At 73.4% G+C, this 25832-nt stretch carries 20 protein-coding genes; 13 read left to right on the top strand and 7 right to left on the bottom strand.

Translation table 11 applies throughout. From position 1 onward, the window contains the following. The first annotated feature begins 53 nt into the window (after positions 1-53). Positions 54-662 (top strand): dephospho-CoA kinase, encoded by a 609-nt coding sequence (coaE, locus tag CLV35_RS00190; RefSeq protein ID WP_231121228.1) that lies wholly within the window; start codon positions 54-56, stop codon positions 660-662. A gap of 52 nt (positions 663-714) precedes the next feature. Then, entirely contained in the window at positions 715-2835 is a 2121-nt protein-coding gene (gene uvrB, locus CLV35_RS00185; protein WP_121191410.1) for an excinuclease ABC subunit UvrB, read from the top strand. 62 nt (positions 2836-2897) lie between these two features. On the opposite strand, the gene CLV35_RS00180 is transcribed toward uvrB, so the two are convergent. After that, positions 2898-3560, bottom strand: coding sequence for an MBL fold metallo-hydrolase (locus tag CLV35_RS00180; protein WP_121191409.1), 663 nt, complete (start codon positions 3558-3560; stop codon positions 2898-2900). 205 nt (positions 3561-3765) lie between these two features. On the opposite strand from CLV35_RS00180, the gene uvrA reads away from it, so the two are divergent. Then, the gene (gene uvrA, locus CLV35_RS00175; protein WP_121191408.1) at positions 3766-6765 is read left to right on the top strand and encodes an excinuclease ABC subunit UvrA; all 3000 of its coding nucleotides are present in this window, start codon (positions 3766-3768) and stop codon (positions 6763-6765) included. Positions 6766-6798: 33 nt separating this feature from the next. On the opposite strand, the gene uxaC is transcribed toward uvrA, so the two are convergent. Then, entirely contained in the window at positions 6799-8217 is a 1419-nt protein-coding gene (gene uxaC / locus CLV35_RS00170; protein ID WP_231121227.1) for a glucuronate isomerase, read from the bottom strand. A gap of 212 nt (positions 8218-8429) precedes the next feature. Between uxaC and CLV35_RS00165 the strand changes: the two genes are divergently transcribed. From CLV35_RS00165 to CLV35_RS00120, 10 genes are all read left to right on the top strand, one after another. Next, a complete protein-coding gene (locus CLV35_RS00165; RefSeq protein WP_121191406.1) occupies positions 8430-9914 on the top strand; it encodes a mannitol dehydrogenase family protein in 1485 nt (494 codons plus the stop codon). A gap of 47 nt (positions 9915-9961) precedes the next feature. Further along, positions 9962-11986 carry an excinuclease ABC subunit UvrC gene (gene uvrC, locus CLV35_RS00160; RefSeq protein WP_121191405.1) on the top strand — a complete coding sequence of 675 codons (2025 nt, stop codon included), beginning with the start codon at positions 9962-9964 and terminating at the stop codon, positions 11984-11986. After that, on the top strand, positions 11983-12900 hold the full coding sequence (gene rapZ / locus CLV35_RS00155) for an RNase adapter RapZ (protein WP_231121226.1): 918 nt from the start codon (positions 11983-11985) through the stop codon (positions 12898-12900). Before uvrC ends, rapZ begins: the two co-directional genes overlap by 4 nt. Further along, on the top strand, positions 12789-13886 hold the full coding sequence (locus tag CLV35_RS00150) for a gluconeogenesis factor YvcK family protein (RefSeq protein WP_407938182.1): 1098 nt from the start codon (positions 12789-12791) through the stop codon (positions 13884-13886). The genes rapZ and CLV35_RS00150 overlap by 112 nt, the downstream gene beginning before the upstream one ends. After that, positions 13877-14863, top strand: coding sequence for a DNA-binding protein WhiA (gene whiA, locus CLV35_RS00145; protein ID WP_121191403.1), 987 nt, complete (start codon positions 13877-13879; stop codon positions 14861-14863). The genes CLV35_RS00150 and whiA overlap by 10 nt, the downstream gene beginning before the upstream one ends. 123 nt (positions 14864-14986) lie before the next feature. Continuing rightward, on the top strand, positions 14987-15991 hold the full coding sequence (gene gap, locus CLV35_RS00140; protein ID WP_121191402.1) for a type I glyceraldehyde-3-phosphate dehydrogenase: 1005 nt from the start codon (positions 14987-14989) through the stop codon (positions 15989-15991). A gap of 75 nt (positions 15992-16066) precedes the next feature. Next, entirely contained in the window at positions 16067-17296 is a 1230-nt protein-coding gene (locus tag CLV35_RS00135; RefSeq protein WP_121191401.1) for a phosphoglycerate kinase, read from the top strand. 2 nt (positions 17297-17298) lie between these two features. Then, complete coding sequence (gene tpiA, locus CLV35_RS00130; RefSeq protein ID WP_121191400.1) at positions 17299-18084, top strand: triose-phosphate isomerase; 786 nt, start codon at positions 17299-17301, stop codon at positions 18082-18084. 54 nt (positions 18085-18138) lie between these two features. Continuing rightward, positions 18139-18378: a preprotein translocase subunit SecG gene (secG, locus tag CLV35_RS00125; protein ID WP_183061521.1), complete on the top strand. Its 240-nt coding sequence runs from the start codon at positions 18139-18141 to the stop codon at positions 18376-18378. A gap of 98 nt (positions 18379-18476) precedes the next feature. Next, on the top strand, positions 18477-18824 hold the full coding sequence (locus CLV35_RS00120) for an RNA polymerase-binding protein RbpA (RefSeq protein ID WP_121191399.1): 348 nt from the start codon (positions 18477-18479) through the stop codon (positions 18822-18824). Between the two features lie 22 nt (positions 18825-18846). On the opposite strand, the gene pgl is transcribed toward CLV35_RS00120, so the two are convergent. From pgl to tkt, 5 genes are all read right to left on the bottom strand, one after another. Continuing rightward, the gene (pgl, locus tag CLV35_RS00115; RefSeq protein WP_121191488.1) at positions 18847-19599 is read right to left on the bottom strand and encodes a 6-phosphogluconolactonase; all 753 of its coding nucleotides are present in this window, start codon (positions 19597-19599) and stop codon (positions 18847-18849) included. Next, positions 19596-20654 (bottom strand): glucose-6-phosphate dehydrogenase assembly protein OpcA, encoded by a 1059-nt coding sequence (locus CLV35_RS00110; RefSeq protein WP_183061520.1) that lies wholly within the window; start codon positions 20652-20654, stop codon positions 19596-19598. The genes pgl and CLV35_RS00110 overlap by 4 nt, the downstream gene beginning before the upstream one ends. A 16-nt stretch (positions 20655-20670) precedes the next feature. After that, the gene (gene zwf, locus CLV35_RS00105; protein WP_183061517.1) at positions 20671-22227 is read right to left on the bottom strand and encodes a glucose-6-phosphate dehydrogenase; all 1557 of its coding nucleotides are present in this window, start codon (positions 22225-22227) and stop codon (positions 20671-20673) included. An 81-nt stretch (positions 22228-22308) separates the two neighbouring features. Next, entirely contained in the window at positions 22309-23520 is a 1212-nt protein-coding gene (gene tal, locus CLV35_RS00100; RefSeq protein WP_231121225.1) for a transaldolase, read from the bottom strand. 136 nt (positions 23521-23656) lie between these two features. Beyond that, the gene (tkt, locus tag CLV35_RS00095) at positions 23657-25765 is read right to left on the bottom strand and encodes a transketolase (protein ID WP_121191485.1); all 2109 of its coding nucleotides are present in this window, start codon (positions 25763-25765) and stop codon (positions 23657-23659) included. Between the last annotated feature and the right edge of the window lie 67 nt (positions 25766-25832).

The raw sequence follows: 25832 nt of genomic DNA, 5'->3' as shown, positions 1-25832 counted from the left end.
GCGGTCCGGGGGGCGTCGTGCGTCCGGCGCGGGTGCGGCGGCAGGATGGCGGCGTGGGAGTCGGTGGCGTGCAGGTCGGGCTGACGGGCGGCATCGCCGCCGGCAAGTCGACGGCGGCCGCCCGGCTCGCCGAGCTGGGTGCCGTGGTCGTCGACGCCGACGTGCTCGCGCGCGAGGCGGTCGCGCCGGGCAGCGACGGGCTCGCCGAGGTCGTCGCCGCCTTCGGTCCCGCGGTCCTCGACCCGTCGGGCGCCCTCGACCGCGCCGCCCTCGGGCGGCTGGTGTTCGCGGACGCAGCGGCGCGTACGCAGCTGGAGCGCATCGTGCACCCGCGGGTCGCTGCGCAGCGCGCAGAGCTCTCGGCGGCCGCCCTCGCCGCCGACCCGGGCGCGGTCGTCGTGCACGACGTGCCGCTGCTGGTGGAGAAGGGGCTGACAGCGGGGCTCGACCTCGTGGTGGTCGTCGACGCGCCGGAGGAGCTGCAGGTGCAGCGGCTGGTGGGCACCCGCGAGCTGGCGGAGGAGGAGGCGCGGGCGCGGGTCGCCGCCCAGGCGACCAGGGCCGAGCGGTTGGCCGCCGCCGACGTGGTGCTCGACGGCTCGGGGGAGCCGAGGGCGCTGCGCGAGCAGGTCGACGCCCTGTGGCGGCGGCTGCGGGGCTGAGCGGGCACCGTCGTCGGACGACACTGTCGGTGGGGCGTCGTAGTGTCGAAGGGTGAGACCTGTCACCGACCTCCAGCGCAGCAGCGCCACCCCGTTCACGGTCGTCTCGGACTACGAGCCCGCCGGTGACCAGCCGACCGCCATCGCCGACCTCGAGCGGCGCATCAAGGGCGGCGAGAACGACGTCGTGCTGCTCGGCGCCACGGGCACCGGCAAGAGCGCGACCACCGCGTGGCTCATCGAGCGGCTGCAGCGCCCTGCCCTCGTGCTCGAGCCCAACAAGACGCTGGCGGCTCAGATGGCCAACGAGCTGCGCGAGATGCTGCCGAACAACGCGGTCGAGTACTTCGTCTCCTACTACGACTACTACCAGCCCGAGGCCTACGTCCCGCAGACCGACACCTACATCGAGAAGGACTCCTCGCTCAACGAGGAGGTCGAGCGGCTGCGGCACTCCGCCACCAGCAAGCTGCTGACGCGGCGCGACGTCGTGGTGGTGGCGACCGTCTCGTGCATCTACGGCCTGGGCACCCCGCAGGAGTACGTCGACCGCATGGTCGAGCTGCGCGTGGGCCAGGAGATCGACCGCGACACCCTGCTGCGCCGGTTCGTGACCAACCAGTACACCCGCAACGACCTGTCGTTCACCCGCGGCACGTTCCGCGTCCGCGGCGACACCGTCGAGATCATCCCGATGTACGAAGAGCTCGCCGTGCGCATCGAGATGTTCGGCGACGAGATCGAGCGGCTGATGATGCTGCACCCGCTCACCGGGGAGGTCCTCTCCGAGGAGCAGATGGTCCGCATCTTCCCGGCCACCCACTACGTCGCCGGCCCGGAGCGCATGGAGCGCGCGATCGCCGGCATCGAGAAGGAGCTCGAGGAGCAGCTGGCGACCTTCGAGAAGCAGGGCAAGCTGCTCGAGGCCCAGCGCCTGCGCATGCGCACCACCTACGACATCGAGATGATGCGCCAGGTCGGGTTCTGCAACGGCATCGAGAACTACTCGATGCACATCGACGGCCGCGCGCGCGGCTCGGCGGCCAACACGCTGCTCGACTACTTCCCGGACGACTTCCTGCTGGTCATCGACGAGTCGCACGTCGCGGTGCCGCAGATCGGCGGCATGTACGAAGGCGACATGTCGCGCAAGCGCACGCTGGTCGAGCACGGCTTCCGCCTGCCCAGCGCCATGGACAACCGGCCGCTGCGCTGGGAGGAGTTCCTCGAGCGCATCGGCCAGACGGTCTACCTCTCGGCGACCCCGGGGCCCTACGAGCTGACCAAGACCGGCGGCGAGTTCGTCGAGCAGGTCATCCGGCCGACCGGGCTGGTCGACCCGCAGGTCGTGGTCAAGCCGACGAAGGGCCAGATCGACGACCTGGTGCACGAGATCCGGGTGCGCGCCGAGCGCGACGAGCGCGTGCTGGTCACCACGCTGACCAAGAAGATGTCCGAGGACCTGACCGACTACCTCCTCGAGCTCGGCATCCGGGTGCGCTACCTCCACTCCGAGGTCGACACGCTGCGGCGGGTCGAGCTGCTGCGCGAGCTGCGCCGCGGCGACTACGACGTGCTGGTCGGCATCAACCTGCTGCGCGAGGGCCTCGACCTGCCCGAGGTGTCGCTGGTGGCGATCCTCGACGCCGACAAGGAGGGCTTCCTGCGCTCGGCGACCTCGCTCATCCAGACGATCGGGCGCGCGGCCCGCAACGTCTCGGGCGAGGTGCACATGTACGCCGACAAGATCACGCCCTCGATGGCGCAGGCCATCGAGGAGACGACCCGGCGGCGGGAGAAGCAGGTCGCCTACAACAAGGAGAAGGGCGTCGACCCGCAGCCGCTGCGCAAGCGCATCGCGGACATCACCGACATGCTCAACCGCGAGGACGCCGACACCGCCGAGCTGCTCGGCGGGTCCGGGCGCCAGCAGTCGCGCGGCAAGTCGCCGGTGCCGGGGCTCTCGTCCCGGCCGGGCGAGGCCGGCGCCCACGCCGGAGCGGTCGCCTCGACCATGGCGGCGGCCGACCTGGCCGGGCTGATCCAGACCCTCACCGACCAGATGCACACCGCCGCCGCCGAGCTGCAGTTCGAGCTGGCGGCGCGGCTGCGCGACGAGGTGCACGAGCTGAAGAAGGAGCTGCGCGGGATGCGCGCGGCCGGGGTCGGCTGACCGCCGCCCGGCCGCCGCGGCCGACGCGGCGACGCGCCCCGACGGCCCGACCGCCGGAGGCCTCACCAGCCGCGGGCGCGCCACTCCTCGAGCGCGGGGCGCTCGGCGCCGAGCGTGGTGTCGCGGCCGTGGCCGGGCAGCACGCGGGTCGCGTCGGGCAGCGGCCCGAACAGCTCGCGCTCGACGGCGTCCAGAGCCGAGGTGAAGTCCTCGGGCGACCTCGTGCGGCCCACGCCGCCGGGGAACAGCGCGTCACCGGTGAGCACCACGGGGGCGGCAGAACCCCGCTCGAGCACCAGGGCGACCGAGCCGGGCGTGTGGCCGGGCAGCGCGACGACGTGCGCGTCGCACTGGCCCACCCGCACCACGTCGCCGTGGCGCAGCAGGGTGGTGGTCGGCACGTCGATGGCCGGCGCGTCGGCCTCGCCCGCCCAGGTGGGGGCGCCCGTCGCCTGCACCAGGTGGGCGAGCGCGCTCCAGTGGTCGTGGTGGCGGTGGGTCGTCAGGACGCCGTCGAGCCGCCCGCCTCCGGCCGAGCCGACGACGGCGAGCAGCGTCTCGGCCTCCGCAGCGCCGTCCACGAGCAGCGTGCCGCCCGTGCGCCGGCAGCGGAGCAGGTAGGCGTTGTTGTCCATCGGCCCGACCGCGACCTTCGTCACGGTGAGCGTCTCGAGCTCGAGCACGTCGGGCGGGCCGCCGACCTGCACGTCTCCGGTGTAGGGCATCGGGGGTCCTCCAGGGTTCCGGTCGCTCGGGGCCCGGTCGCCCGGGCCGCGGGCTCGCTGCGCGGGGTCGCCCGCCGGTCGCTGCGGAGCACTCTGTCAGTGAGGGCACCTAGCATGGGAGTCGACCCCTCCCCAGCGGCCGCGCCGGCTCCGGCGCGGCCCGCCGACGGACGCTGCACACTCCGACGAAGGACTGCGAGAAGTCGTGGCTGACCGCTTGATCGTGCGAGGTGCGCGCGAGCACAACCTCAAGGACGTGTCCCTGGACCTGCCCAGGGACGCGCTCGTCGTCTTCACCGGGCTGTCCGGCTCGGGCAAGTCGAGCCTCGCCTTCGACACGATCTTCGCCGAGGGGCAGCGCCGCTACGTCGAGTCGCTGTCGTCCTACGCCCGCCAGTTCCTCGGCCAGATGGACAAGCCCGACGTCGACTTCATCGAGGGCCTCTCGCCCGCGGTCTCGATCGACCAGAAGTCGACCAGCCGCAACCCGCGGTCCACCGTCGGGACGATCACCGAGGTCTACGACTACCTGCGCCTGCTGTGGTCGCGCGCCGGCCACCCGCACTGCCCCAAGTGCGGGCGCCCGATCGCCCGCCAGACCCCGCAGCAGATCGTCGACCGCGTGCTCGAGATGGAGCAGGGCGCGCGGTTCCAGGTGCTGGCGCCGGTCGTGCGCGCCCGCAAGGGCGAGTTCGTCGACCTGTTCGCCGACCTGCAGACCAAGGGCTACAGCCGTGCCCGCGTCGACGGCGAGACGATCTCGCTGGCCGAGCCGCCCAAGCTCGACAAGCGCTACAAGCACACCATCGAGGTGGTCGTCGACCGGCTCTCGGTCAAGGCCTCCACCAAGCGGCGGCTGACCGACTCGGTCGAGACCGCGCTCGGGCTGGCGGGCGGCCTGGTGGTCTTCGACTTCGTCGACCTGCCCGAGGGCGACCCCGGCCGCGAGCGCATCTACAGCGAGCACCTCGCCTGCCTCTACGACGACCTGTCCTTCGAGGAGCTCGAGCCGCGCTCGTTCTCCTTCAACTCCCCGTTCGGCGCCTGCCCCGAGTGCACCGGCATCGGCACCCGGCTCGAGGTCGACCCCGAGCTGCTGGTGCCCGACGACGAGCTCTCCCTGCGCGAGGGTGCGGTCGCGCCGTGGGCCAACGGCCAGTCGGCCGACTACTTCGTGCGCCTGCTCGACGCGCTGGCCGACGCCCTCGACTTCAGCCTCGACGCCCCGTGGCGCACGCTGCCCAAGCGCGCCAAGGACGCCGTGATGAACGGCCTCGACTACCAGGTCCACGTCAAGTACCGCAACCGCTTCGGGCGCGAGCGCTCCTACTTCACCGGCTTCGAGGGCGCCATCCCGTTCGTGAAGCGGCGCCACAGCGAGACCGACTCCGAGTGGAGCCGCGAGCGCTACGAGGGCTACATGCGCGAGGTGCCGTGCCCCGCGTGCCACGGCGCACGGCTCAAGCCCGAGATCCTCGCGGTGACCGTGGGCGGCAGGTCGATCTCCGAGGCGTGCGCCCTGCCCATCGCCGACGCCGCCGAGTTCCTCGGCTCGCTCGAGCTCTCGGCGCGCGAGCGCCAGATCGCCGAGCGCGTGCTCAAGGAGATCCAGGCCCGGCTCGGCTTCCTGCTCGACGTGGGGCTCGACTACCTCTCGCTCGACCGCGCGGCCGGCACGCTCTCGGGCGGCGAGGCCCAGCGCATCCGGCTCGCCACCCAGATCGGCTCGGGCCTCGTCGGCGTCCTCTACGTCCTCGACGAGCCCTCGATCGGCCTGCACCAGCGGGACAACCGCCGGCTGATCGACACGCTCACCCGGCTGCGCAACCTCGGCAACACCCTCATCGTCGTCGAGCACGACGAGGACACCATCCGCACCGCCGACTGGATCGTCGACATCGGCCCCGGCGCCGGTGAGCACGGGGGCCACGTCGTGCACTCCGGCGACCTGGCCGGGCTGCTGGCGAGCGAGGAGTCGCTGACGGGCGCCTACCTGTCCGGCCGGCGCGAGATCCCCGCGCCGACCGAGCGCCGTGCGCCCGACGGCCGCGAGGTCGTCGTCAAGGGTGCCCGCGAGCACAACCTGCAGGGCGTGGACGTCGCCTTCCCGCTGGGCTGCTTCGTCGCCGTCACCGGCGTGAGCGGCTCGGGCAAGTCGACCCTGGTCAACGACATCCTCTACACCGTGCTCGCCAACAAGCTCAACGGCGCGCGCCAGGTGCCCGGCCGCCACCGCACCGTCACCGGCCTCGAGCACCTCGACAAGGTCGTCCACGTCGACCAGAGCCCGATCGGCCGCACGCCCCGGAGCAACCCGGCCACCTACACCGGCGTCTTCGACCACATGCGCCGGCTGTTCGCCGAGACGACCGAGGCCAAGGTGCGCGGCTACCTGCCCGGGCGCTTCTCGTTCAACGTCAAGGGCGGGCGCTGCGAGGCCTGCTCCGGCGACGGCACGATCAAGATCGAGATGAACTTCCTGCCGGACGTCTACGTCCCGTGCGAGGTGTGCCAGGGCGCCCGCTACAACCGCGAGACCCTCGAGGTGCACTTCAAGGGCAAGACGATCGCCGAGGTCCTCGACATGCCCATCGAGGAGGCGGCCGACTTCTTCGCCGCCGTGCCGGCCATCGCGCGCCACCTGCGCACGCTGGCCGACGTCGGCCTCGGCTACGTCCGCCTGGGGCAGCCCGCGCCCACGCTCTCTGGCGGCGAGGCGCAGCGCGTGAAGCTGGCGGCCGAGCTGCAGAAGCGCTCCAACGGCCGCACCATCTACGTGCTCGACGAGCCCACGACCGGCCTGCACTTCGAGGACATCAACAAGCTGCTCGGGGTGCTCGGCCGGCTCGTCGACGCGGGCAACAGCGTCGTCGTCATCGAGCACAACCTCGACGTCATCAAGACGGCCGACTGGGTCATCGACATGGGTCCCGAGGGCGGCAACGGCGGCGGCACGGTGGTCGCCACCGGCACGCCGGAGCAGGTGGCCGCCGAGCCCGCGAGCCACACGGGCAGGTTCCTGCGCGAGGTCCTCGGCATGGGCGGCGGGCAGGGGCTCCGCCGTCCCGCCGCCGCGGGGTCGCGCACCGTCGCCGCCAAGCGCTCGCCCGCCGCCAAGTCGGTCGCCACCGCGACCGTCGGCGCAGCACCGACCGCGAAGGGGAAGGCCGCGGCGAGCAAGCGGACCGCGAAGACCGCCAGCTGACGCACCCACCGACCGCTGGCGCGCGCGGCCCGGTCAGCCGCGGCGGCGGTAGGCGAGCCGGGGGAGGGTCACCGTGAGGTCGGTGGCGGTCTCGAGGGCCTCGTCGAGCGGCAGCAGCCCGCCCGTGACGAGGCCCGCGAGGAACCCGCTGTCGACGCGGCGGGCCATATCGTGCCGCGCGGGGATCGAGGCGAAGGCGCGCGTGTCGTCGACGAAGCCGGCGCCGTTGTAGAACCCGGCGGTCTCGGTGGTGGCCTCGCGGAACCGTCGCATGGCCAGCGGGCTGTCGAGGAACCACCACGGCACCCCGAGCCGCATCGCCGGGTAGACCCCGGCCAGCGGCGCGAGCTCGCGCGAGTAGGTCGTCTCGTCGATGGTGAAGACCACGCAGCGGAAGCCCGGGTGGCGTCCGAAGGCCTCGAGCATCGGGCGCAGCCCGTGCACGAAGTCGACGCCGACCGGGATGTCGAAGCCCTGGTCGGGCCCGAAGAGGTCGTGGACGGCGGAGTCGTGGTCGCGCAGGACGCCCGGGTGGACCTGCATGACCAGGCCGTCCTCGGAGCTCATGCGCGCCATCTCGAACAGCATGGTGCCGGCGAAGGCACGCGCGTCGCTCTCGTCGACCCGGCCGGCGAGCGCGGCCGCGTAGATGCGCCCGGCGTCCGCGGGGTCGAGCGGCGTCGTCCCCGCCGACTCGTGCCCGTGGTCGGTCGAGAGGGCCCCGTGGCGCACGAAGTGCTCGCGCCGCTGGCGCAGGGCGTCGAGGAACCCGGAGTAGGTCGACGTGTCCACGCCGGACACCTCCGCCAGCGCCTCGACGTCGCGCTGCCAGCCGGTGCGCGCCACGTGCACGAGGGCGTCCGGGCGGAACGTCGGCACCACCGTGCCGCCCCACGAGGACGCGGCGATCGCCTCGTGGTCGGCGAGGCTGCTCAGCGGCGAGTCGGTGGTGGCCAGCACCTCGATGCCGAAGCTGTCGAACAGCGCCCGCGGGCGGAACTCCGGCCGGGCGAGGCAGTCGGTGATGGCGTCGAAGATGTCGTCGGCGGTCTCGGGGGAGGGCGCGACGCGTACGCCGAAGACGTCGTGCAGCTCCTGCTCGAGCCACAGCCGGCTCGGAGTGCCGCGGAACAGCGGCCACCCTGCGCAGAAGCGCCGCCAGACGGCGCGCGGGTCGGTCTCGACGGGGCCGCCGTCGAGCCGCGGGACGCCGAGGTCCTCCAGCCGCGCTCCCTGGGAGACGAGCATCCGTGTGACGTAGTGGTCGGGCACGACGAGCAGGTGCGCCGGGTCGCTGAACGGCTCGTCGCGGGCGAGGACGCCGGCGTCGACGTGGCCGTGCATGCTCACGATCGGCAGGCCGCGAACCGACGCGTAGATCTGGCGCGCGACGGCGCGGGTGGCCGGGTCGGCCGGCAGGATGCGGTCGTCGTCGAGCACGAGCGGTCGCACAGCGGCCTCCAGCTGTCTTCGGGCACCGGTCCCGCACGACCCTGCCACCCCTCCCCGGAAGGGCGTGCACCGGCTCTCCACCCCAGCGCCGTAGGCTTCTGCGCCACACGTCGCGCACAGAGGAGACCACACGTGACCACATCTCCGTCGGCACGCGTCGGCCATTGCGTGGCATGCAGTGGTCTGCTTGCCGCGTCCGTCGGGTCACGCTGATGGTGCGCCTCAGCCTTCGTACGCTGCCGCTCGTCGCGCCCGCCGCGCGACCACCGGTCGACCCCGGCGAGGTCGGCGTCGGCATCGTCCACCTCGGCATCGGCGCCTTCCACCGGGCGCACCAGGCGGCTTTCACGCAGGACGCCATGGCGGCGACCGGCGACCTGGGCTGGGGGATCTGCGGGGTGACCCAGCGCAGCACCGACGTGCTCGACCAGCTCGGGCCGCAGGACGGCCTCTACTCGGTGCTGGTCCGCACCGCCAGAGGTGCCGACGTCCAGGTCAGCGCCGCCGTGCGCGAGCTGCTCTTCGCGCGTGCCGACCCCGACGCGCTCACCGCGCGGCTGGCGGACCCCCGCGTACGCGTCGTCACCCTCACCGTCACGGAGAAGGGCTACCGGCACGACCCGGCCACCCGCCGGCTGCGCACCGACGACCCCGAGGTCGTCGCGGACCTCGGGGGCCGGGCACCGCGTACGGTCGTCGGCCAGCTGGTGCGCGGGCTGCAGGCCCGCCACCGCGCCGACGCCGGGCCGGTCACCCTGCTCTCCTGCGACAACCTGCCGTCGAACGGCGAGGTCCTGGCGGGGCTGGTCCGCGAGTTCTGCGCCGCGCTGCCGGCGGGTGAGGGCGGCCCGCTGCTCGACTGGGTGCGCGACAGCGTCGCCTTCCCCTCCTCGATGGTCGACCGCATCGTGCCGGCGACGACCGACGACGACCGGCGGGACGCGGCACGGCTGCTGGGGATCGACGACGAGGGCGTGGTGGCCACCGAGCCGTTCCGCCAGTGGGTGGTCGAGGACTCCTTCGCCGCCGGCCGGCCGGTGTGGGAGCGGGCCGGAGCCGTGCTCACGGCCGACGTCACGCCCTACGAGGCGATGAAGCTGCGGCTGCTCAACGGCAGCCACTCCACGCTCGCCTACCTCGGCGGCCTGGCGGGCCACCCCTACGTCGCCGACGCCGTCGCCGACCCCGGCCTGCGCGAGGTCGTGGAGCGGCTGATGCGCGACGAGGTGACCCCGACGCTGCAGGTTCCTGACGGGTTCGACCTGGCCGGCTACCAGGCCGACCTCGTGCAGCGCTTCTCGAACCCGGCACTGCGCCACCGCACCGCGCAGGTCGCGATGGACGGCTCGCAGAAGCTGCCCCAGCGCCAGGTTGCCGTGGCCCGCGACCTGCTGGCGGTCGGCGTCGACCCCCGGCTCGCCTGCCTCGGGATCGCCGCATGGATGAGGTACGCGACGGCCGGGACCGCCGAGGACGGCTCGCCGCTGGTGCTCGACGACCCGCTCGCCGACCGGATCGCACAGGTGACGGCGTCCGCGAGCACGCCGCAGGCAGTGGTGGACGCCTTCCTCTCGCTGGGCGAGGTCTTCGGCGACGACCTGCCCCACGACGAGCGCTTCCGCGGCCTGCTCGTCGACGGGCTGAGCGCCCTGACCTCGGGCGGCGTGGGTGCGGCGGTGCGGGCGGCGCTGGGCTGACGGCCACCGGTCCACCTCTGTCGGCGGGCGAACGTAGCATCGGTGCCGTGGCTGACCCGTCGACGTACCGCCCCCGTCCCGGGGAGGTGCCCGACTCGCCGGGCGTCTACAAGTTCCGCGACGCGTCCGGCCGGGTCATCTACGTCGGCAAGGCCAAGAGCCTGCGCAACCGGCTCAACAACTACTTCCAGGACCTGCTGCAGCTGCACCCCCGCACCGCCTCGATGGTCACCACCGCGGCGAGCGTCGAGTGGACCGTCGTGTCGACCGAGGTCGAGGCGCTCCAGCTCGAGTACAGCTGGATCAAGGAGTTCGACCCGCGGTTCAACGTCAAGTACCGCGACGACAAGTCCTACCCCAGCCTGGCCGTGACGCTGGCCGACGAGGTGCCGCGGCTGATGGTGATGCGCGGCCCGAAGCGCAAGGGCGTGCGCTACTTCGGCCCCTACGCCCACGCCTGGGCGATCCGCGAGACGCTCGACCTGCTCCTGCGCGTCTTCCCGGCGCGCACCTGCAGCAACGGGGTCTACAAGCGGGCCCAGCAGGTCGGGCGCCCCTGCCTGCTCGGCTACATCGACAAGTGCTCCGCACCCTGCGTCGGCAAGGTGACGCCCGAGGAGCACCGCGAGATCGTCGAGGACTTCTGCGACTTCATGGCCGGCTCGACGGCGAAGTTCACCCGTCGCCTCGAGCGCCAGATGCAGCAGGCCGCCAAGGAGATGGAGTACGAGCGGGCCGCGCGCCTGCGCGACGACATCGGCGCGCTGACCCGCGCGATGGAGAAGAGCGCGGTCGTCCTGCCCGACGCCACCGACGCCGACGTCATCGCCTTCGCCGAGGACGAGCTCGAGGCAGCGGTGCAGGTCTTCCACGTACGCGGTGGGCGGGTCCGCGGGCAGCGCGGGTTCGTCGTCGACAAGGTGGAGGAGGTCGACACCGGAGGGCTGGTCGAGCGCTTCGTCGAGCAGTTCTACCTCGACGGCGGCAACGAGGTGCCGCGCGAGGTGCTGGTGCCGGCGCTGCCCGACGACCCCGCTCTGGTGCAGGAGATCCTGCAGGTCGTGCGGGGTGCCCGCACCGCGCTGCGCGTCCCGCAGCGCGGCGACAAGAAGGCCCTGCTCGACACCGTCGCGCGCAACGCCGGCCAGGCCCTCGCGCTGCACAAGACCCGCCGGGCCAGCGACCTCACGACCCGAGGCCGGGCGCTGCAGGAGATCCAGGAGGCGCTCGAGCTCGACGAGGCGCCGCTGCGCATCGAGTGCTACGACGTCTCCCACCACCAGGGCGAGGAGATCGTCGCCTCGATGGTCGTCTTCGAGGACGGCCTGGCCCGCCGCTCCGAGTACCGCCGCTTCGCGATCCGCGGCGTCAACGGCCACTCCGACGACGTCGCCTCGATGCACGAGGTGATCACCCGGCGGTTCAAGCGCTACCTCGACGAGCGCGAGCGCACCGGCGAGGCCGGCGTCGACTCGACGGCAGGCACGGGGGAGGTGGCGGCGGAGGGCACGCCCGCCGGCATCGACCCCGAGACCGGCCGCCCGCGCAAGTTCGCCTACGCCCCCAACCTCGTCGTGGTCGACGGCGGCCCGCCGCAGGTCGCCGCGGCCCAGCGCGCCCTCGACGAGCTCGGCATCGACGACGTCGCGCTGTGCGGGCTGGCCAAGCGGCTCGAGGAGGTGTGGGTGCCCGACGACGCGCACCCGGTGGTCATGCCGCGCACCAGCGAGGGCCTCTACCTGCTCCAGCGCGTGCGCGACGAGGCCCACCGCTTCGCGATCACCTACCACCGGCAGAAGAAGACGAAGACCGTGCGCGCCAGCGCCCTCGACGACGTGCCCGGCCTCGGCGACGCCCGGCGCAAGGCGCTGCTGCGCGAGTTCGGCTCGGTCAAGCGGCTGCGCGAGGCCAGCGCCGAGGAGATCGCCAGCCTGCCCGGGTTCGGGCCGCGCACCGCCGAGGCGGTCGTCGCCGCCCTGCACGACGGCGCGCCGGCCGCGGGTGCGATGCTCTCTGCTTCGCCGGCCGGGGTGCTGGTCGACGACGCGCAGCCGGCGGAGGGGGACCAGTGACCGAGGCCGCAGCAGGAGCACCGGGCGCCGACGAGGCGCCCGAGCAGCAGCCGGCACCCGTCGAGATGGTGCTGGTCACCGGGATGTCGGGCGCGGGCCGCAGCACGGCCGCGAACGCGCTGGAGGACCTCGGCTGGTACGTCGTCGACAACCTCCCGCCCTCGCTGCTGCCCCGGCTCGCCGACCTCGGGGGCCGTACGGGTGGCGACGTGTCGCGCATCGCCGCCGTCATCGACGTGCGCAGCATCGCGTTCACCGCCGACCTGCGCGCCGCGGTCAAGGCGCTGCACGAGTCGGGCTCGCGCACCCGCATGCTCTTCCTCGACGCCAGCGACGAGGTGCTGGTGCGCCGGTTCGAGTCCAACCGACGGCCCCACCCCCTGCAGGGGATCGGGCGCATCCTCGACGGCATCGCCGCCGAGCGCCGCATCCTCGAGGAGGTGCGGCTCGAGGCCGACCTGGTGCTCGACACCAGCGTCCTCAACGTCCACCAGCTCTCCGACGCGGTCGCCCGCGACTTCACCGGCAACGAGGACCCGGGCTTGCGGGCCACGGTGATGTCCTTCGGCTTCAAGTACGGCCTGCCGGTCGACGCCGACCTCGTCGCCGACTGCCGCTTCCTGCCCAACCCGCACTGGGTGCCCGAGCTGCGCGCCCGGACCGGGCGCGACGAGGCCGTGCGCGACTACGTCTTCAGCCAGCCCGGGGCCTCCGAGTTCCTCGAGGGCTACCTCCGCGTCCTCGAGACCGTCGCCCCCGGCTACGAGCGCGAGGGCAAGCACTACGCGACCATCGCGGTGGGCTGCACCGGAGGCAAGCACCGCTCGGTCGCGATGAGCGAGGCCCTCGCGGCCCAGCTGCGCGCGCGAGGCATCTCGGCCACCGTCGTCCACCGCGACCTGGGCCGCGAGTGAGCGCCCCGGACGGCGGCCCGAAGGTCGTCGCCCTCGGCGGCGGTCACGGGCTGGCGGCGTCGCTGTCGGCGCTGCGCCGGGTGACCCGCGAGCTCACCGCCGTCGTGACGGTCGCCGACGACGGCGGCTCGAGCGGCCGCCTGCGCGGCGAGCTCGGCGTCCTGCCCCCCGGCGACCTGCGCCAGGCGCTGGCCGCGCTGTGCCGCGACGACGAGTGGGGCCGCACCTGGGCCGAGGTCGTGCAGCACCGCTTCGTCAGCTCCGGCGCCCTGCACGGCCACGCGCTGGGCAACCTGCTGCTGGTCGCCCTCTGGGAGCGCCTGGGCGGCGACGTCGTGGCGGCCCTCGACTGGATGGGCCGGCTGCTGGGGGCCGAGGGCCGGGTGCTGCCCATGGCCGAGGTGCCGCTCGACATCTCGGCCACCGTGCTGGGCGCCGACCCGGAGAACCCCGACGAGGTCAGCACCGTGCGGGGCCAGGTCGCCGCCGCGACCACCCAGGGCCGGGTCCTCGGCGTCGAGCTCCTGCCCGCCGACCCGCCTGCCTGCCGCGAGGCCGTCGAGGCCGTGCGCGCCGCCGACTGGATCGTGCTCGGGCCGGGCTCGTGGTTCACCAGCGTGCTCCCGCACCTCCAGGTCCCCGCTCTGGGGCAGGCGATCGCCGAGTCGCCGGCGCGTAGGCTGCTCGCGCTGAACCTCACCACGCAGGCGGGCGAGACCTCGGGCTTCAGCGCCGAAGCCCACGTCGAGGTGCTCCTCGCCCACGCGCCGGGGACGCGGTGGGACGTCGTGCTCGCCGACCCCGCCACCGTGACCGACCGCTCCTCGCTCGAGGACGTCGTCGCCTCGGCGGGGGGCCGGCTGGTCGTGGCCCCCCTCGCGTCGGCCGGGCGCAGCGACGCGCACGACCCGCACCTGCTCGCCCAGGCGTACTCCGCCGTCTTCTCGTCTACCTCGTCCGCGCAAGGAGCCTCCCCATGGCGATGACCGCCTCCGTCAAGGACGAGCTGAGCCGGCTGCCGGTCGTCAAGTCCTGCTGCCGCAAGTCGGAGGTCGCCGCCCTGCTCCGCTTCGCGGGCGGCCTGCACATCGTCAACGGCAAGATCGTCGTCGAGGCCGAGCTCGACACCGCCCAGACCGCCCGGCGCCTGCGCCGCGACCTGGCCGAGGTCTACGGGTCGGCCGCCGAGCTCGCCGTCGTCTCGCCCGGGGGGCTGCGCAAGGGCAACCGCTACCTCCTGCGGGTCAGCCGCGACGGCGAGGCGCTCGCCCGCCAGACCGGGCTGCTCGACGGGCGAGGCCGGCCGGTGCGCGGGCTGCCGGCGCAGGTCGTCAGCGGCGGGGTCTGCGACTCCGAGGCCGCCTGGCGGGGGGCCTTCCTCGCCCACGGCTCGCTGACCGAGCCGGGTCGCTCGTCCTCGCTCGAGGTCACCTGCCCCGGGCCCGAGGCCGCGCTGGCCCTGGTGGGCGCCGCGCGCCGGCTCGGCGTCCCCAACGCCAAGGCCCGTGACGTCCGGGGCGTCGACCGCGTCGTCATCCGCGACGGCGACATGATCGGCGCGCTGCTCACCCGCCTCGGCGCCCACGAGAGCCTGCTGGCGTGGGAGGAGCGGCGGATGCGGCGCGAGGTGCGCGCCACCGCCAACCGGCTCGCCAACTTCGACGACGCCAACCTGCGCCGCTCCGCGCGCGCCGCGGTCGCGAGCGGTGCGCGGGTGGCGCGGGCCCTCGAGATCCTGGGCGAGGAGACGCCCGAGCACCTGCGCACCGCGGGCCAGCTGCGCCTCGAGCACAAGCAGGCCTCCCTCGAGGAGCTGGGCGCGCTGTCCGACCCGCCCATGACCAAGGACGCCATCGCCGGGCGCATCCGCCGGCTGCTCGCGCTGGCCGACAAGCGCGCCGCCGACGACGGCGTCCCGGGCACGGAGGCCTCCGTGCCGCCCGAGGTGGCGAGCGAGGCCTGAGCCCGACCGACCGGTCGGGGGAGCGCGGGGAGCGTCCACGGGCTGGACCCGTGGTCCGCGCCCGCACCCGGCCGCGATAGGCTCCAGGTGGCTTGACAGACGGCGCTTCACAGGGAGTCTTCAGTGACGGTACGCGTTGGCATCAACGGATTCGGGCGCATCGGGCGCAACTTCTTCCGGGCGGCTCTCGCCTCCGGGGCGGACATCGAGGTGGTCGGTGTCAACGACCTCACCGACAACAAGACGCTCGCCCATCTGCTGAAGTACGACAGCATCCTGGGCCGTCTCGGCAAGGACGTCTCCTTCGACGACGACTACCTGGTCGTGGGCGGTGCGAAGATCCGCACGCTCGCCGACCGCGACCCGGGCAACCTGCCCTGGGCCGACCTGGGCGCCGACGTCGTCATCGAGTCGACCGGCCACTTCACCAGCGCCGCGGCCGCGGGCAAGCACCTCAGCGCGGGCGCCAAGAAGGTCATCATCTCCGCGCCGGCCAAGGACGAGGACATCACCGTCGTCCTGGGCGTCAACGAGGGTGACTACGACCCCGCCAAGCACAACATCATCTCGAACGCCTCCTGCACGACCAACTGCCTCGGCCCGATGGCCAAGGTGCTGCTCGAGCAGTTCGGCATCGTCAAGGGCCTGATGACCACGGTGCACGCCTACACCAACGACCAGGTCATCCTCGACTTCCCGCACAAGGACCTGCGCCGCGCGCGGGCCGCCGCGACCAACATCATCCCTACCACCACGGGCGCCGCGAAGGCGATCTCCCTGGTGCTGCCCGAGCTCAAGGGCAAGCTCGACGGCTACGCGCTGCGCGTCCCGGTGCCGACCGGCTCGGTCACCGACCTCACGGTCGAGCTCGAGCGCGAGACCACCAAGGACGAGGTCAACGCCGCGATGAAGGCCGCTGCCGAGGGCGCCCTGAAGGGCATCCTCGACTACACCGAGGACCCCATCGTCTCGAGCGACATCGTGACGAGCCCGGCGTCGTGCACCTTCGACTCCCAGCTCACGATCGTCAACGGCAACCAGGCCAAGGTCGTCGGCTGGTACGACAACGAGTGGGGCTACAGCAACCGGCTCGTCGACCTGACGTCCCTCGTCGGCCGCTCGCTCTGACGCGTCCACGCTGACGACAGTCCCGGGCCCCGTCGGGCCCGGGACTGTCGTGCGCCTACCGGAGAAGGGCTCCTCGTGAAGACGATCGACGACCTGGGCGACCTGCGCGGCCGCCGCGTGCTGGTGCGCTCCGACCTCAACGTGCCCATGGAGGGCGCGCCGGAGGCCCCGCGCATCACCGACGACGGGCGCATCCGCGCCTCCGTGCCGACCATCCGCGAGCTCGCGTCCCGCGGCGCCCGCGTCGTGGTCGTGGCGCACTTCGGCCGCCCCAAGGGCGCGCCCGAGGCGAAGTACTCCCTCGCGCCGGTCGCGGCGCGGCTGGCCGAGGTCCTCGGCGCGCCGGTCGTCTTCGCCGGCGACACCGTCGGGCCCGAGGCGCAGGCCGCGGTCACCGGCCTCGGCGACGGCGACGTCGCGCTGCTCGAGAACCTGCGCTTCAACCCGGGCGAGACGAGCAAGGACGACGCCGAGCGCGGCGCCTTCGCCGACGCGCTCGTCGCGCTGCTCGGCGAGGACGGCGCCTACGTCGGCGACGGCTTCGGCGCCGTCCACCGCAAGCACGCCAGCGTGTTCGACGTCCCCCAGCGCGTGCCGGCCGCCGTCGGCGGCCTGGTGCTCGCCGAGGTCGAGGTGCTGCGCCGGCTCACCGTCGACCCGGCCCGCCCCTACGCGGTGGTGCTCGGCGGCTCGAAGGTGTCCGACAAGCTCGGAGTCATCGACAACCTGCTGCGCCTGATGGTGCGCGGCGACCGCCTGCTCATCGGCGGCGGCATGCTGTTCACCTTCCTCAAGGCCCAGGGCCACGAGGTCGGCAAGAGCCTGCTCGAGGAGGACCAGCTCGAGACCGCGCGGGGCTACCTCGCGCGCGCCGAGGAGGCCGGCATCGAGATCCTGCTGCCCACCGACGTCGTGGCGGCGACCGCGTTCGCGGCCGACGCCGACCCGCAGGTCGTCGCCGCCGACGCGATCCCGGCCGACCGCCTCGGGCTCGACATCGGCCCCGCCTCGGGCGCCGCGTTCGCCGCGGCCCTCGCCGACGCGCGGACGGTCTTCTGGAACGGCCCGATGGGCGTGTTCGAGATGGAGCCCTACGCCGGCGGCACCCGGGCGGTGGCCCAGGCGCTCGCCGACGCCACGGCGGCCGGCGCGCTCACCGTCGTCGGCGGCGGCGACTCAGCCGCAGCCGTACGCACCCTCGGCTTCGACGAGGCCTCGTTCGGACACATCTCGACCGGCGGCGGTGCGAGCCTCGAGTACCTCGAGGGCAAGACGCTGCCCGGTCTCTCGGCACTGGGAGCATGAGCATGGCCACCACCCGCAAGCCCCTCCTCGCGGGCAACTGGAAGATGACCCTGAACCACCTCGAGGCGATCCGCCTCGTGCAGGACCTCGCCTTCCGCCTGGAGGAGAAGGACTTCGACCGGGCAGACGTGGTCGTGCTCCCGCCGTTCACCGACATCCGCAGCGTCCAGACGCTGGTCGACGGCGACAAGCTGGGCATCGCCTACGGCGCGCAGGACATCAGCGCGCACGACTCGGGCGCCTACACCGGCGAGGTCTCCGGCTCGATGCTCTCGAAGCTCGGCTGCACCTACGTGGTCGTCGGGCACTCCGAGCGCCGGCAGTACCACGCCGAGACCGACGAGGTCGTCAACGCCAAGGTCAAGGCTGCGCTCAAGCACGAGCTCACCCCGATCCTGTGCATCGGCGAGGGGCTCGAGGTCCGCAAGGCCGACGGGCACGTCAGCCACTGCATCAGCCAGCTCGACGGAGCGCTGTCCGGCCTGTCGGCCGACGAGGTCGCGAAGGTCGTCATCGCCTACGAGCCCGTCTGGGCGATCGGCACCGGCGAGGTCGCCACCCCGGAGAACGCCCAGGAGGTGTGCGCCGCGGTGCGCGAGCGGCTCGCCGACCTGGCTTCGCCCGAGGTCGCCGGCGCTGTGCGCGTCCTCTACGGCGGCTCGGTCAAGGGCAGCAACGCCGGCGCGATCATGGCGCAGCCCGACGTCGACGGTGCGCTCGTGGGCGGTGCGAGCCTCGACGCCGAGGACTTCACCCGGATCGTGCGGTTCGACGCGGCGAAGTCCTAGACCCCCCGCTCCGCGTCGTACCCTGTCCGTGACAGCTTCTTCCCCGGAGGTCCCGTGAGCGTCGTCGAGACGATCTTCTCTGCCGTGCTGGTCGTCGCGAGCCTGCTGATGATCCTGCTCGTCCTGCTGCACAAGGGCAAGGGCGGTGGCCTGTCCGACATGTTCGGCGGTGGCGTCTCGACCTCGCTGGGCGGCTCAAGCGTCGTCGAGCGCAACCTCGACCGCCTCACGATCGGCATCGGGATCGTGTGGTTCGCCTGCATCGTCGCCCTCGGCCTGCTCGCGCGCGTCTAGGCTGCACCCCAGCCCGGCGCGCCCGGGCCCGTCCTACCCGCGCACGACGACCCGCGCGACGACCGTCCCCAGCACGAGCGACCTCCAGGAGAACTCCAGTGGCCAGTGGCAACGCGATCCGGGGGAGCCGCGTCGGCGCCGGACCCATGGGCGAGGCCGAGCGCGGCGACACCGCGCCGCGCATCCGCGTGTCCTACTGGTGCGCCCGGGGGCACGAGAGCAAGCCCAGCTTCGCCGAGGAGCCGGGTGTCGCGCCGCCCGAGGTGTGGGACTGCCCGCGCTGCGGCCTCCCGGCCGGCCAGGACCGCGACAACCCGCCGGCCGCGCCGCGCACCGAGCCCTACAAGACGCACCTGGCCTACGTGAAGGAGCGGCGCACCGAGGCCGACGGAGAGGCGATCCTCTCCGAGGCGCTCGAGCAGCTGCGCAAGCGCCGGGGCGAGTAGCCGCCGGAGCGCCGGCTCGGTCTCAGCCGGGCAGCTCGGCGGCCGCGGCGTCGTCGAGGAACCACACCGTACGCTCCCGGCCGTGCGCGCCCGAGGCGGGCGTCGTGCGCCGCTCGGCGCCCGGGGCGAGCGCGGCGGCCACCGCCGACGCCTTCTCGCCGCCGGCCGCGAGCAGCCAGACCTCACGGGCGGCGCCGATCGCCCGCCAGCTGAGGCTGACCCGCGTCGGCGGCGGCTTGGGCGAGTCGTGCACCGGCACCGCCAGCCCGTCGGCGTCCTGGGCCGGGTGCTCCGGGAAGAGCGAGGCCACGTGGGCGTCAGGCCCGACGCCGAGCAGCAGCACGTCGAGGTCGGGCAGCCCGTCGCGGGCCGGCGCGGCGCCCAGCGCCTCGGCGTAGTCGGCGGCCGAGGCCTCCACGCTCTCGCTGCGCTCGGGGCCCGCGACGCGGTGGACCTTGGCCGGGTCGAGCGGCACCGCTCGGAGCAGCGCCTCGTCGGCGCCGGTGTCGTTGCGGTCGGGGTCGCCCGCGGGCAGGTAGCGCTCGTCGCCCCACCACAGCTCGACGCGCGACCAGTCCACGGTCTCGCGGCCGGGGGCTGCGGCGACGCTGCGCAGCGTCGCCGTGCCGATGCCTCCGCCCGTCAGCACCACCGCAGCCCGGCCGCGCTGCTGCTGCGCCTCGGCGATGCGGGCGAGCAGCCTCTCGGCGACGGCGTCGGCGAGCGCCGAGGCGTCCGGACGGCGGACCAGCTCGGGGGACCGCTCGGCGCTCACTGCGGGTGGCCCTCGAGGACCTCCTGCTCGGAGCCCCCCTCGGCCGGCGCGTCCGACGGGTCGCCGCTGTGCGCGTCGCCGTGCTCGTCGGTGTGCGGCTGGTCGTCCTGCGGCTGGCCCTCGCCCCGGGGCTCGGGCCCAGCGCCCGCCGGGTGGGCGTCGTGCGGCGCCCGGAGCGACTCGCCGTAGACCTCGTCGGCGTCCAGGCGGCGCAGCTCCTCGACCAGCAGCTCGGTGAGCGGGCGGCGGGGCAGCGCGACGGAGCGCTGCGGCGAGCCCGGCAGGCTGATCGCCGCGACGCGGCCGTCGCCGCGGGAGATGGCGACGTCGCCGACGGTGGTCGTCAGGCGTACGCCGGTGATCCCCGGCCCGTTGCTGGTCGCCCGCTCGACGTGGACGCCGAGCCGGTTGTCGAGCCAGCGGGCGAGCAGCTCGGCGCTGGGGGACTCGGGCTCGCTCTCCACCCAGGCCGCCGTCACGCGGGCGGGGACCTGGTCGAGGGCGCCGGCCAGGAACGTGCGCCACTGGCTCAGCCGGGTCCACGACAGGTCGGTGTCGCCGTCGGTGTAGCCAGCCGCCCGCTTGGCGAGCTCCTCCATCGGCTCCATGCTGGCGGCCGCGTCGGTGATCCGCCGCTGGGCGATGGCGCCGATGGGGTGGGTCTTCGGGTTCTCCGGCGCACCACCGGGCCACCACGCCACCACGGGCGCGTCGGTGAGCAGCAGCGGGAGCACGACGCTGTCGGCGTGGTGCGCCAGCTCGCCGTGCATGCGCAGGATGACGACCTCGCCCGGGCCGGACTCGCCGCTGGTGCGGACCTCGGCGTCGAGGCGGGGCTCGCCGCGCCCGGGGCGGGCGACGACCACGAGGATGCGCGACGGGTGCTCTCGGGAGGCCGAGGTGGCCGCCTTCAGCGCGTCGTAGTGGCCCTGCTCGTCGGTGACGATGACCAGCGTCAGCACGGCGCCGGTCGCGGCCGACCCCGAGCGCCGGCGGGCGTCGAGGATGGCGTTGTGGATCTTGCCGGCGGTGGTGTCGGTCAGGTCGATGTTCATGCGGGGTGCTCGCCTCTCAGGGTCGACGCCAGGCGCGGCCCTCGCGCGCCAGCATCTCGTCGGCGGACGTCGGGCCCCACGTGCCGGAGGGGTACTGCTCCGGCTGGCCCTGGGTGCGCCAGTAGTCCTCGATCGGGTCGAGGATCCGCCAGGAGCTCTCGACCTCCTCGTGGCGCGGGAACAGCGGCGGGTCGCCCAGCAGGACGTCGAGGATCAGCCGCTCGTAGGCCTCGGGGCTCGACTCGGTGAACGAGTGGCCGTAGGCGAAGTCCATGGTCACGTCGCGCACCTCCATCGAGGTGCCGGGGACCTTGGAGCCGAACCGCACCGTCATGCCCTCGTCGGGCTGGATGCGCATGACGAGCGCGTTCTGGCCGAGCTCCTCGACCGCGTTGCGGGTGAAGGGCAGGTGGGGCGCGCGGTGGAAGACGACCGCGATCTCGGTGACGCGGCGGCCGAGCCGCTTGCCGGTGCGCAGGTAGAACGGGACGCCTGCCCAGCGGCGGGTGTCGATCTCCAGCTTGACCGCGGCGTAGGTCTCGGTCGTGGAGTCGGCCGGGATGCCCTCCTCCTGCAGGTAGCCGGGGACGTGGACCCCGCCCTGCCAGCCCTCGGCGTACTGCCCGCGCGCCGTCGCCAGCGAGAGGTCGGCCGGGGCGTGCGTCGCGCCCAGCACCTTGAGCTTCTCCAGGCGCAGGTCGCGCGCGTCGAACGAGACCGGCTCCTCCATCGCCGTGAGGGCGAGCAGCTGGAGCAGGTGGTTCTGGATGACGTCGCGCGCGGCGCCGATGCCGTCGTAGTAGCCGGCGCGGCCGCCGATGCCGATGTCCTCGGCCATGGTGATCTGCACGTGGTCGACGTAGCCGCGGTTCCAGATCGGCTCGAACATCTCGTTGGCGAAGCGCAGCGCCAGGATGTTCTGGACCGTCTCCTTGCCGAGGTAGTGGTCGATGCGGAAGACCGACTGCGGCGGGAAGACCTCGGCGACGATCCGGTTGAGCTCCTGGGCGCTGGCCAGGTCGTGCCCGAACGGCTTCTCGATGACGACCCGGCGCCAGGCGTCGGGCGGCCCGTCGGCCAGGCCGGTCTCCTTGAGCTGACGGACGACGTCGGGGAAGAACTTCGGCGGTACGGAGAGGTAGAAGGCGTGGTTGCCGCCGGTGCCGCGCTGCTCGTCGAGCTCGTGGATGGTGCGCTTGAGCTGCTCGAAGGCCTGGGCGTCGCCGAACTCGCCGGGCACGAAGCGCACCCCCTCGGCGAGCTGCTGCCAGACCTCCTCGCGGAAGGGGGTGCGGGCGAACTCCTTGACCGAGTCGTGCACGACCTGGGCGAAGTCCTGGTCGGCCCAGTCGCGGCGGGCGAAGCCGACGAGGGCGAAGCCCGGCGGCAGCAGGCCGCGGTTGGCCAGGTCGTAGATGGCCGGCATCAGCTTCTTGCGCGACAGGTCGCCCGTCACGCCGAAGATGACCAGGCCGCCCGGCCCGGCGACGCGCGGCAGGCGCCGGTCGCGGATGTCGCGCAACGGGTTGGACGCGGAGAGCAGGCCGCTCTCCATCGCCTCGCTGGCAGTCATAGAGCGGGTGCCTTCCGGTCGCGGAGCCGCGCCGGGACCCCGCGGGTCCCGGCGCGCGGGATGGACCTACGTGCGGTGGGGCTACTTGCCCGCAGCGGACGGGCCGCCGTGGGCCGGGCTGGTCGAGCCGTCGGCGCCGACCTCGGCGCCGAACTTCTCGAGCTGGCCCGAGACCGAGTCGATGAGCTCGTTCCAGCTCACCTCGAACTTGTCGACGCCCTCGTCCTCGAGGACCTGGACGACGTCGTCGTAGTCGACGCCGAGCGAGGCGAGCGAGTCGAGGACCTGCTGGGCCTCGGCGTAGTGCCCGCGGACCTGGTCGCCCTTGACGACGCCGTGGTCGGCGACGGCGTCGAGGGTGGCCTCCGGCATCGTGTTGACGGTGCCGGGAGCGGCGAGGTCGACGACGTACATCGTGTCGTCGTAGCTGGGGTCCTTGACCCCGGTCGAGGCCCAGAGCGGGCGCTGCGGCTTGGCGCCGACGGCCTCGAGCGACTTCCAGCGCTCGGTGCTGAAGACCGCCTCGTAGTGCTGGTACGCGAGCCGGGCGTTGGCCACGGCCGCCTTGCCCTTGAGGGCCTTGGCCTCGTCGCTGCCCAGGCCGTCGAGGCGCTTGTCGATCTCGGTGTCGACGCGGCTGACGAAGAAGGAGGCGACGCTCTCGATCGTGGAGACGTCGTGCCCGGCGGCGCGGGCGCGCTCGAGGCCCTCGACGTAGGCCTCCATGACCGCGTCGTAGCGCTCGAGGGAGAAGATCAGGGTCACGTTGACGCTGATGCCCTCGGCGATGAGCTGGGCGATGGCCGGCAGGCCGGCCTTGGTCGCCGGCACCTTGATGAGCAGGTTGGGGCGGTCGACGAGCCACCACAGCGCGCGGGCCTCGGCCAGCGTGCGGTCGGTGTCGTGGGCCAGCCGCGGGTCGACCTCGATCGAGACGCGGCCGTCGCGGCCGCCGCTGGCCTCCCACACCGGGCGCAGGACGTCGCAGCCCCAACGCACGTCGTAGGTCGTCACGGCGCGCAGGGCCTCGCCGACGTCGACGCCGCGCAGCGCGAGCTGCCGCAGCTGCTCGTCGTAGACCTCGGAGCCGGTGATGGCCTTCTGGAAGATCGTCGGGTTGGTCGTCACGCCGACGACTGCCTTGTCGCGGACCAGACCGGCCAGGTTGCCGCTCCGGAGGCGGGCCCGCGAGAGGTCGTCGAGCCAGACCGCGACCCCTTCGGCGCTGAGCGCGCGCAGCGGGTCGGCCGACAGCTCGGTCGGGGCGGGTGCAGCTGTTGTCGAGGGTGCCACCGGAGTCCTCCTCGGGACGTGGGACGCGTGGGACTGTCTGTAGGGGTCAGTGCGCCGACCGGCCCCGTTGTTCCCGTCTTGCCCCCGGCTGTGACGCGTCAGACGGGCGACGGCGCACCGCCGCCCGTCGGCCGCGTCAGTTGCCGGTGGTGCTGCCCTTGATGTGCGCCGTCTTGGCGATGCTCGCCTGCGCCGCCGCCACGACGCGCTCGGCGGTGAAGCCGAACTGCTCGTAGAGGACCTTGTAGGAGGCGCTGGCGCCGAAGTGCTCGATGCTGACGGCCTCGCCGGTGTCGCCGAGGTAGCGCCACCAGCCCTGCGCGATGCCGGCCTCCACCGAGACGCGCGAGCGCACCGCGGGCGGGAGGACGGTCTGCTTGTAGGACTCGTCCTGCTCCTCGAACCACTCGAGGCACGGCGCGGAGACCACGCGGGTGGGCACGCCCTGCTCCTCGAGCAGGTCCTGCGCCGCGACCGCGATCTGCACCTCGGAGCCGGTCGCGAGGAGCAGCACCTCGGGCTGGCCGTTGGACGCGTCGCGCAGGACGTAGGCGCCCTTCGCGGTGTCCTCGGCGCTGGCGAACGGCGAGCCGGGTGCCCGGTCGTAGGTCGGCATCCCCTGCCGGCTCAGCGCGAGTGCGTGCGGGGCGTCGTCGCGCTCGAGGATCGTGCGCCAGGCGATGGCCGTCTCGTTGGCGTCGCCGGGACGCACCACGTTGAGGCCCGGGATCGCGCGCAGCGACCACAGGTGCTCGATCGGCTGGTGGGTCGGGCCGTCCTCGCCGAGGCCGATGGAGTCGTGGGTCCAGACGTAGGTGACCGGCGCCTTCATCAGGGCCGCGAGGCGCACCGAGCCGCGCATGTAGTCGGAGAACACCAGGAACGTGCCGCCGTAGACCCGGCTGCCGCCGTAGAGGGCGAGGCCGTTCATCGCGGCGCCCATGGCGTGCTCGCGGATGCCGAAGTGCAGGTTGCGCCCTGCGTAGCTGACGTTGGCGGCGCCGCTCTCCGGCGACCCGAACGACTGCGCGCCGTGCACGAGGGTCAGGTTGGACTCGTGCAGGTCGGCCGAGCCGCCCCAGAACTCGGGGACGACGCCGGCCAGGGCGTTGATGGTGTCGCCGCTGGCCTTGCGGGTCGCGACGTCCTTGCCGGCGGGGAAGCTCGGGACGGCGTCGGCCCAGCCGGAGGGCAGCCGGCGGGCGGTGACGCGGTCGAGCTCGGCCGCGCGCTCGGGCTCGCGCTCGCGCCAGGCGAGGTAGGCGGGCTCCCACTCGGCGTGCGCCGCGCGGCCGCGGGCGACGACCTCGCGCGAGTGCTCGAGGACCTCGTCGGGGACGTCGAAGGACTTCTCGGGGTCGAGGCCGAGCACCTGCTTGGTCGCCGCGATCTCTGCCGCGCCGAGCGCCGACCCGTGGGACTTGGCGGTGTTCTGCGCGTTGGGGGCCGGCCAGGCGATGATCGAGCGCGAGGCGACGATGCTCGGGCGGCCGGTCTCGGCCTGCGCGGCGGTGAGCGCGGCGTGGAGCGCCTGCACGTCCTCGGCATCCTCGACGCGCTGCACGTGCCAGCCGTAGGAGGCGTAGCGGGCGAGGACGTCCTCGCTGAAGGCCACGTCGGTGTCGCCGTCGATCGAGATGTGGTTGTCGTCGTAGAGCACGACGAGGTTGCCGAGCCGCAGGTGGCCGGCGAGCGAGGCCGCCTCGGCCTGCACGCCCTCCTCCATGTCGCCGTCGGAGGCGATGACCCAGATGGTGTTGTCGAACGGGCTCTCGCCGTGGGCCGCCTCGGGGTCGTAGGTCGCGCGGTCGCGGTAGGACGCGATGGCGAAGCCGACGGCGGTGGCGATGCCCTGGCCCAGCGGTCCGGTCGTCGTCTCGACGCCGACGGTGTGGCCGTGCTCCGGGTGGCCCGGGGTCAGGCTGTCCCACTGGCGCAGGTGCGCGAGGTCGTCGAGCGTGAGGCCGTAGCCGGACATGTAGAGCTGGGTGTACAGCGTGATGCTCGAGTGGCCGGCGCTCAGCACGAACCGGTCGCGGCCCAGCCAGGTCGGGTCGCTCGGGTCGTGGCGCAGCAGGCGCTGGAACAGCAGGTAGGCGGCGGGCGCGAGGCTCATCGCGGTGCCCGGGTGGCCCGAGCCGGCCTTCTCCACGGCGTCCATCGCCAAGGCCCGGCAGACGTCGACCGCCTTGCGGTCGAGGTCGGTCCACTCGAGCGTGTCGCTGCTCTTGGTCGTGCTGGTCACCACGTGCTCCCTCCGGCGGATCTTCCGTCGCTGAGCCTATCCATGCCCACTGTCGCGCTCGTCACGC

It is taken from the genome of Motilibacter peucedani, from assembly GCF_003634695.1.
GTDB lineage: Bacteria > Actinomycetota > Actinomycetes > Motilibacterales > Motilibacteraceae > Motilibacter > Motilibacter peucedani.
Note: the sequence above shows the minus strand (reverse complement) of the source record. Positions and strands in the feature narration are given on the sequence as shown.